Consider the following 8,982-nt stretch of genomic DNA (forward strand, 5'->3'; position numbering starts at 1 on the left):
ACGTCATGTTTTGGCATTCTGATTTTCTATTTTTGAGAAGATTGTTTAACTTTCCTAAAAATTCAGAATTTGTTACAAGCAGGCGATTTCAAAATTTACAATGCATCAGCTGGTGCAGGTAAAACCTACACATTAGTTAAAGAATTTCTCTCGTTGTTATTAACCAACGAAAGCGATTATCATTTCGAACATATATTAGCCATCACGTTTACCAACAAAGCTGCTGGTGAAATGAAAGAGCGTATCATCGAAACATTGGAAGAAATTGCCAAAAGTTCGAATCCAAAAGAAGATTCTTATATTCTTGAACTTTCTTCTGAATTGAACATGAAGCCAGAAATTATCAAGGCGAAAGCGTATAATATTCTGATTGCCATTCTTCATAATTACTCCAAATTTTCAATTTCTACGATTGATAAATTTAATCTACGATTGATGAAATCTTTTGCACAAGATTTGGGTTTATCGATGAATTTTGATGTCGAAATGAATACAACAGAAATTATCAACGAATCGGTTGATTTACTCTATTCAAAAATTGGAGAAGACGAAAAATTAACGCAAACCATGATCAAAATTGCGTTGGATAATATGGACGAAAATAAATCATGGGATATCCGTAAAACCCTTTCTTCTGACACTTCTGATATTTCAAACGATCGTCATTTACAAGATTTAGAAAAGTTAAAAAATATTTCATTAGACGAATTTATTCGTTACCGAAAGGTTATTTTTGATGATATCAAAACGTTGAAAGATGGATTGATTACAATCGGAAATGAGTTTTTTGAGTTGCTGGCAAACAATGGAATTTCTGTAAACGAATTACCTGGAAAAAGTCGTGGTATTGCCGCTTTTTTCCAAAAATTAAAGAATTATGATGGTTTTGGATTGATTTTACCAACCGATGCCAACACAAAAGATGTTTTAGAAGGCGGTTATCTTTCGAAAGTAAAAGATGCAACTGCCGAATCTATTTTTCCACAGATTAAAGATTTGTTCGAAAAAGCTGCAAATATTAATGATCACTTACTTTTATTAACGTCTATTCAAAAAAACATTTCGTCAATTTCGTTGATTAATGAAGTCGAAAAATCGTTGGATTCGATCAAAAAAGATTCGAATGTTTTATTGATAAACGAATTCAATACCATCATCAGTAAAAATCTGCAACAACAACCTGCTAATTTTATTTACGAACGAATTGGCTCGCGCTACAATCACTATTTTATTGATGAATTTCAAGATACTTCAACTTTACAATGGAACAATCTAAATCCGTTGGTGGAAAATGCGCGTGCGCAATCTGACACGATTATGTTGGTTGGTGATGCAAAACAATCTATATACCGTTGGCGAGGAGGAAATCCAGCACAAATGATAGATTTAATTGATCGAAAAGAAGAAGAAAATATCAAGGTTGAAGAATTAGAAAAAAACTGGCGAAGCCACGAAAATATCATCCAATTTAACAATGAATTGTATTCGTTTATAGCGCCTAAACTTAATTTACCAAGTTTTCAGTATTTGTATGAAATCGGTAATAAACAATTCACCAATCATCAAAAAGATGGTTTTGTCAAAATAAATTTTATCGAACAAGAAGGTCGATCAAAAGACTTATTCAAAGAAAAAAACTTAGAATTGGTTCTGAAAACGATTGAAGATTGTCGTGCAAATGGTTTTTCTTTAAGTGATATTGCAATTTTGGTTCGTAGTAATGCGCAAGGCGTTTTGTTGGCAAAATATTTGACCGAAAATAATTTAGTTGTCATTTCCAATGAAGCTTTATTGTTAAAAAATTCATTTGAAATACAATTAATCGAATATTTGTTTAAAATAACATCAAATCCACAAGATGAACAATCTAAAATACGCTTTTTGATGGTTGCGTACGAATTAGAATTATTCAGAACAGATGATTTAACCATCACCGTTGAAAAAGCGTTGAAAGAAGGTTTGCCGAAATTTTTGAAATTAACCAAATCACTTGGAATTGATTTAGATTTTATTCAGGATCAAAACCTTTCGTTATATGATTTCACCGAAAAAGCTGTTCGTACATTGCATTTACAAGAACGTTCACCTGCTTATATTTTGAGCTTTTTGGATGTTATTTTAGACTATTCATCAAAAAATGAATCAGATCTTAATTCGTTTCTCGAATTTTGGTCAACGATCAAAGATAAAGCAAGTATCAAAACGCCAAAAGGTGTCGATGCAATTCAAATTATGACGATTCACAAGTCTAAAGGTTTGGAATTTCCAGTTGTTATTTTACCATTTTTGGATTGGCAAAGTAAGAATTCTAAAATTTGGATTCCACTGCAAAAAGATGAAGATAATCCATTCGAAACGTTTTATGTTGGGATTAACAATGAATTAAAAACCATCAAAAACGAAGCGATAAAATCAAAAATTGACGAAGAAGAAAACTTGGTTCAATTGGATGAAATTAATACGCTTTATGTTGCAACAACACGTGCAAAAGAACAATTGTACATGATTGCGCAAAAGCCTAAAGAGTCTTCGAAATCAAAAAATATTGCCAACTATTTACACGAATTTGTTTTCAGCAAAGGCTTTTCTGAAGATGAAGTTATTTTGAAAGGTACACCAGAACGTATTTCAACACCAAAAGTTATTGAAAACTCTTCGGCAGAACTTAAAATTTATTCTTCGGATTGGAATACACGTTTGGTGATTAACACCAATTCAGAAAAAGCACAAGAAAAGTTAAAATTCACAGAATTTGGAAATACAATTCATACTATTTTATCACAAATTGTAACGCAAAATGATTTACCAAAAATCATCGAAAGTGAAAAACAACGTGGTACTGTTTCTGCTGAAAATGTAGAACATCTGCAAAAAACCTTGCAAAATCTCTTACAAGATGCTAAATTAGTTCCCTATTTTGCTGAAGGTTTAACGGTTTTAAATGAACGCGATTTTATTGATGAAAATGGACAAATTTTCAGAGCCGATCGTGTTGTCATTGATGCTGAAAATAATTGTTCAATTATTGATTATAAAACTGGGCAACCCGATTTAGATCATCATTTTCAAGTGAATAGATATGCTGAATTTTTCAACAATTTGGGGTATAAAATTCAAACAAAAATCTTGATTTATATTGATGATGAACAGCAAAAAATAAATGTTGTAGAGGTAGTTTGATGAATGAAAATGTAAAATTAAAATTAGCGAGTTTACCCGAAACGCCAGGTGTTTATCAATATTATAACAAAAAAGGAGATTTGTTATACATTGGTAAAGCGAAAAACCTGAAACGTCGTGTGAATTCGTATTTCAATAAACAACACGATTCGAAACGATTGCGTGTTTTGGTGAGTAACATTGATAACATCGAAACGATTAATGTTAATTCCGAATACGATGCGTTGTTATTGGAAAATAATCTGATCAAAGAACATCAGCCACGCTACAATATTCTGTTAAGAGATGACAAAACCTATCCATGGATTTGCATTAAAAACGAACGATTTCCACGTATTTTTTCGACACGAAATGTAATCAAAGATGGTTCTGAATATTTTGGTCCATATTCTAATGTCAAAACCATGAAAGTTTTATTAGGTTTGATCAAAGAATTGTATCAAATCAGAACATGTTCGTACGATTTGAGCGAAAAAAACATCGAAAACCATAAATTCAAAGTTTGTTTAGAATACCATATTGGCAATTGTCTTGGACCTTGCGAAAATTACCAAACCGAAGAAGATTATAATGAGCAAATTTCGGCGATTCGTAATATTATCAAAGGAGAATTTAACGAAGCAAAGCAATATTTAATCAATCAAATGACAAAATATGCATCGGATTTGAAATTTGAAAAAGCACAAATAATCAAAGAGAAAATCGAAGCTTTACAAAATTACCAAGCACGTTCAACAATTGTTTCACCTACCATTACCAATGTTGATGTTTTTTCGATTACATCGGATGAGGAATATGCGTATGTCAATTTCATGAAAATTTATCATGGTGCAATTATACAATCGCATACCGAAGAGTGGAAAAAGAAATTGGATGAGACGGATGAAGATTTATTGGAGCGCGCGATTATTGATTTCTCAGAACGATTTAATCTTACTTCGAAAGAAATTTATGTTCCATTCGAATTAAGTTTAGAAATTCCATTCCGAAAAATTACAGTTCCAAAAATTGGCGATAAAAAACACATTGTTGATTTATCGTTAAAAAACACGCGAATTTATCGTTTGGAACAGCTCAAACAAACCAAAATTATCGATCCAGACCGTCATACAAATCGCATTATGAATCAAATGAAGGTTGATTTGCGATTACCTGCAGAACCTCGTCATATAGAAGGTTTCGATAACTCTAATATTCAAGGAACAAATCCTGTATCGGCTTGTGTTGTCTTTAAAAATGGAAAGCCAAGCAAAAAAGATTACCGAATTTTCAATGTCAAAACAGTTGAAGGTCCAAATGATTTTGCAACAATGGAAGAAGTAATAGAACGTCGTTATACACGCGTTTTGGCTGAAGGTGAACCATTGCCTCAGCTCATCTTGATTGATGGAGGAAAAGGACAATTAAGTTCGGCTTTAAAATCGATTGACCGTTTAGGTTTACGTGGAAAAGTATCTGTCATTGGAATTGCAAAACGTTTGGAAGAAATTTATTATCCAGACGATCCTTATCCTTTGTACTTGGACAAAAATTCTGAAACCTTAAAAGTGCTGCAACATGTACGAGACGAATCGCACCGATTTGGGATTACTCGCCATCGAAATCGTCGCAGTAAAAATGCCTATAATTCGGTTTTAGAAGAAATAAATGGAATCGGTCCGCAAACAATTAAAGAATTATTAACAAAATTTAAATCGGTTGAACGAATAAAAAATGCATCTTTGTTAGAGTTAACCGATTGTATAGGGAAATCTAAAGCAAAAAAAATAAAAGATTATTTTTCAAATGATGAAGAATCTACTAATTGACAGAGATCTAACGTCTCTTTTAAACAATCCAAAGCTACAAGCCACTTTGGCTATTGTTCCAATCACTTTATTTATACTTGGCTTGCTGAGTTATTTTGGAATTTTTTATTCGATGTTTAATACGCTCGATGCACAACTTGGACATATGGGAAATTCGAAATCGCTTCTGAGTGCTTTATTAGGAAATCTTATCATTTTCATCTTTTTAGTTTTAATGAGTTTTTTTACTGGCGTAATTTCTTTTGTTTACTTCATTGTACATGCCTTAAAAAATCCAAATTTGATTAAAAGTGACGAACGTTTAGTTTGGATAACCGTGATTATTTTCGGAAATGGAATAGGTATTTTCATTTATTGGTTAACGCAAATCAAACGAAAAAAACCTCGACCAATTATCGATTTATACACAGATGATATTTAAAATATAAAAACAGCTTTACAATTTAGTAAAGCTGTTTTTTTACCTGATGTAATCTTATCTTTTATTTACAAATCAAAACATCATGAAAATAGTTGAATTATTAGCAACCGAATTTCAAAAATAATTTTGTAAAAAAACTTCTCAACTACTGTAATTAACTTTAAAAAAGTAAGTCGGCACAACCAATTGTGTTGGTTAAATATTTGCTTAATCTGCTTTATTTTTAATGAAAATAAAAAAGGCTTCTTTTACAGAAGCCTTAAAATCATAATTAGTGTTAATTCATATTACCTATTTGTAATATCATTTACTCAAAACTATAACATAAATCATACTAATGCAAATCATGTATGATTTTTTTTTAATAAATGTTAACGTTTTTATTGTATTCACACTTTTTATCTAATATTTTTTATTTTATCTAAATAAGACAAGGAATAAATTAGTAATTAACACATATTGTTTAAAAAAAATAACAGTAATCGCGTTATCTTTTAAAAGATTCAGACACGATTACTGTTTTTTAGATCAAAAATTGTTCTACTATTTTTTGTAAATCATCTTCAAACTTAACTCCATAATGCTTCCAAAGAAGTTTTCCTTGATGAAAAAGCATTAAAGTTGGTACGCCATTTACTTGATACATCGCATCAAACTGAATCGTACTTATTTTGTCTTTATCTACATCAATTTTTATTATCTCGACATGATCAGGAAGTTTTCCTTTTAAGTTTTCTAAAAATTGAAGTTGCAATTGACATGGTGCACACCAATCTGCATAAAAATCAATTAGATAAAAATTATTTCCTTGTATTCTGTCTAATAAATCCATTCAATATAATTTAATTATGTACTTAAATCATGTTCCAAGGTCCGCCATTGATGGCATCAAAACCTTTATTCTTTAGTATAACTGCAGCTTGCCCACTTCTTGCTCCGCTTCTGCATACCGTTACTATCTTCTTGCTCGACAATTCGCCTATTCTGCTTTCTAATTCTTGTAATGGAATATTAACCGAATCTGCATGATGTCCTGCCAAGAACTCCGCGTTTGTACGCACATCCAATAGCAATGCGCCTTCTTGTAGATAATTTTCTACGTTTGAGTTTGATGTCAACATTTTAATAATTTTTTTGAAAAACATATTATTTGACTAATGGTTTTTTATTCAATTTCCAATCTGCCATTCCTGCACTATAATTTTCTACTTCAAAACCTTTTGATTCTAAAAAACTCTGTGCAATTGTTGCTCTATCACCTGCTTGACAGTGTAAAACTACTTTTTTATTCGGATCCAATTCATGGTATCGTTTTGGTAAATAACCTACGAAAATATGTTTTGCTCCTTCTATAAAACCTTCTTTAAATTCGGCTTCACCTCTTACATCTAAAATTTGAACCTCATCATTCCCGATATAATTTTCCATCGCATCAGCATCAATAATAGTTGAAGAAGTCATTTCTTCTGTATTGCTCAATAATTCTGCTGGTGTAATATAACCGTACACATTATCTAAACCAATTCGCATTAGTTTTCGCGTCATGTCCTCTACCTCATTTTCTTCTACAACTAACACGATTGGTTCTTGATAATTTACCATCCAACCCATCCAAGTGTTGAATGTTTTATTATTTTGAATATTGATTGTTCTTGGAACATGTATTTGCGAAAAATCTATTTTGATTCTTGCATCAATTACTTTCATTCCAAAATCTTTTGCTTTCTCAAATTCAATATATGTCAACTTAGCCCATTTCGGAACTTCTATTAATAAAGGACGTTTTGTCTTGTTCAACTTTTTCATCATAGCAAAATAAGCTGGTGCCTCTGGTTGATCTGCTAATAGATAATCGATGAAACCTTTTTCATTTTGATCAAATTGTAATGCCCAGTTTCTTATTTTTTCGTATCCAACTGTTGAACTTGCTACAGCTCCCAATGCTTTTCCACAAGCTGATCCTGCACCATGCGCTGGCCAAACTTGAAGATAATCGGGTAAAGCTTGAAATTTTTTCAATGATTCGAACATCTGTTTTGCTCCAACCTCTTTCGTTCCAACCAAACCTGCCGCTTCTTCTAACAAATCTGGACGACCAATATCTCCGACAAACACAAAGTCTCCTGTAAAAATCATGACAGGTTCTTTTGTTGCAGGTGTATCAGTCAACAAGAAACTTATACTTTCTGGCGTATGTCCTGGCGTATGCATCACTTCGAAGATTAAATTTCCGACTTCTATTTTATCTCCATTTTTTAATCCAACATGGTCAAAATCGTATTGCCAATCTTTACCTCCTTCATCCGACAAATACATTTTAGCACCTGTCACATAAGCCAATTCCTGACTTCCTGAAAGATAATCTGCATGAATATGCGTTTCCGCAATGTGCGTAATTTTAAGATTATTTTCTTCGGCTATTTTTATATAAGTATCGATATCTCTTTTTGGATCAATTACAATCGCTTCTCCAGCAACTTGACATCCTACAATGTAGCTTGAATGTGCTAAAGACTTCTCAAAAATGTGTTGAAAAAACATATGTGTATATTTTTATGGTTTAACCTTTTTTCTTTTGTTGATACAAAGTTAAGTGACTAAAAAACAGTGGACAGTAACCAATGTTACAGATGAATAAGAATGCTTATCTGTTGTTTAGAAAAATTTCAGAACCAATACCAAAGATAAAATCGAGATGAATATCCAAAGTAAAATTCCATAAGACAAAGTCTTGAAACCAGCTTGTTTGATTGATTGTAAATTAATTAACGAACCAATCATAAACAACGCTACTACCATTAATTGTTTCGAAAAGCCTTGTAAGATTTGATAAACTTTTTCGCCTTGTGGAAAATAAGTTGCAATTAGCATTGTTGCGACAAAACCTAAAATAAAGTAAGGAAATTTATAAGTAGAATTTTCTTTTTTATTAAAATAACCGATGAACAAAGCCAATGGAAAAATCCACAATGTACGGCTCAATTTTACAGTTGTCGCAATCTCTAACGCTTGCTCTCCGTACTGTTTTGCTGCTCCAACCACAGAACTTGTATCATGAATAGCAATCGCTGACCACAAACCAAATTGATATTGGGTTAAATGAAATAAATGTCCAATCGTAGGAAAAATAACCAGCGCTATTGCGTTCAACACAAAAACTACTGCCATTGCAATCGTAATTTGGTTCGCTTTTGGTTGTAAAACCGAAGAAATAGCCGCAATTGCGCTTCCTCCACAAATAGCAGTTCCCGAAGTAATCAGCAACGATGTATTCTTATTGATTTTTAATAATCGATAAAACACAAATCCTAATACAAAAACACTTATTATAGAAATAAAAGTGAGTATAAACCCATCTTTACTTACCGAAACTGCTTCGTGAAGATTCAAACCTAACCCTAAACCTATGATTGCTATATTTAATAACTTTTTGGAATATTTTTTTGAAAAATCACCAAATTCATTTTGAAAAATTAATCCATAACCAATTCCTAAAAGAAGCGCCACTGACGACTCTATAAACGGAAAAAATGTAAGTAGCAATAATCCAAAATAAATTATACGGGCAATCAT

7 protein-coding genes are annotated in these 8,982 nt (G+C 31.8%); 3 read left to right on the plus strand and 4 right to left on the minus strand.

Annotated features, from left to right (window positions below):
- Positions 1 to 69: 69 nt before the first annotated feature.
- The 3 genes from Q0616_RS03485 to Q0616_RS03495 are packed head-to-tail and all read left to right on the plus strand — an operon-like array spanning position 70 to position 5,409.
- The gene (locus Q0616_RS03485; protein ID WP_260544150.1) at positions 70 to 3,180 is read left to right on the plus strand and encodes a UvrD-helicase domain-containing protein; all 3,111 of its coding nucleotides are present in this window, start codon (positions 70 to 72) and stop codon (positions 3,178 to 3,180) included.
- Positions 3,180 to 4,988: an excinuclease ABC subunit UvrC gene (uvrC, locus tag Q0616_RS03490; protein WP_284584052.1), complete on the plus strand. Its 1,809-nt coding sequence runs from the start codon at positions 3,180 to 3,182 to the stop codon at positions 4,986 to 4,988. The genes Q0616_RS03485 and uvrC overlap by 1 nt, the downstream gene beginning before the upstream one ends.
- On the plus strand, positions 4,969 to 5,409 hold the full coding sequence (locus Q0616_RS03495; RefSeq protein ID WP_225532452.1) for a hypothetical protein: 441 nt from the start codon (positions 4,969 to 4,971) through the stop codon (positions 5,407 to 5,409). Before uvrC ends, Q0616_RS03495 begins: the two co-directional genes overlap by 20 nt.
- A 523-nt stretch (positions 5,410 to 5,932) precedes the next feature.
- Here Q0616_RS03495 and Q0616_RS03500 read toward each other — a convergent pair.
- The 4 genes from Q0616_RS03500 to Q0616_RS03515 form a co-directional block, all read right to left on the minus strand.
- Positions 5,933 to 6,241: a thioredoxin family protein gene (locus Q0616_RS03500; protein ID WP_225539055.1), complete on the minus strand. Its 309-nt coding sequence runs from the start codon at positions 6,239 to 6,241 to the stop codon at positions 5,933 to 5,935.
- 22 nt (positions 6,242 to 6,263) lie between these two features.
- Positions 6,264 to 6,530, minus strand: a complete 267-nt coding sequence (locus Q0616_RS03505) for a rhodanese-like domain-containing protein (protein ID WP_225539054.1) — start codon at positions 6,528 to 6,530, stop codon at positions 6,264 to 6,266.
- 25 nt (positions 6,531 to 6,555) lie between these two features.
- Positions 6,556 to 7,950 (minus strand): MBL fold metallo-hydrolase, encoded by a 1,395-nt coding sequence (locus tag Q0616_RS03510; RefSeq protein WP_298775153.1) that lies wholly within the window; start codon positions 7,948 to 7,950, stop codon positions 6,556 to 6,558.
- A 114-nt stretch (positions 7,951 to 8,064) separates the two neighbouring features.
- On the minus strand, positions 8,065 to 8,982 hold a 918-nt coding region (locus Q0616_RS03515), incomplete at its 5' end, for a putative sulfate exporter family transporter (protein ID WP_260544163.1).

It is taken from the genome of uncultured Empedobacter sp., from assembly GCF_937930195.1.
GTDB lineage: Bacteria > Bacteroidota > Bacteroidia > Flavobacteriales > Weeksellaceae > Empedobacter > Empedobacter stercoris.

Excerpts from the sequence above, each read along its gene's own strand:
- Q0616_RS03505 (WP_225539054.1), bottom strand. The coding sequence starts at position 6,530 with ATGTTGACATCAAACTCAAACGTAGAAAATTATCTACAAGAAGGCGCA.
- Q0616_RS03510 (WP_298775153.1), bottom strand. The coding sequence starts at position 7,950 with ATGTTTTTTCAACACATTTTTGAGAAGTCTTTAGCACATTCAAGCTAC.
- Q0616_RS03495 (WP_225532452.1), top strand. The coding sequence starts at position 4,969 with ATGAAGAATCTACTAATTGACAGAGATCTAACGTCTCTTTTAAACAAT.
- Q0616_RS03500 (WP_225539055.1), bottom strand. The coding sequence starts at position 6,241 with ATGGATTTATTAGACAGAATACAAGGAAATAATTTTTATCTAATTGAT.
- uvrC (WP_284584052.1), top strand. The coding sequence starts at position 3,180 with ATGAATGAAAATGTAAAATTAAAATTAGCGAGTTTACCCGAAACGCCA.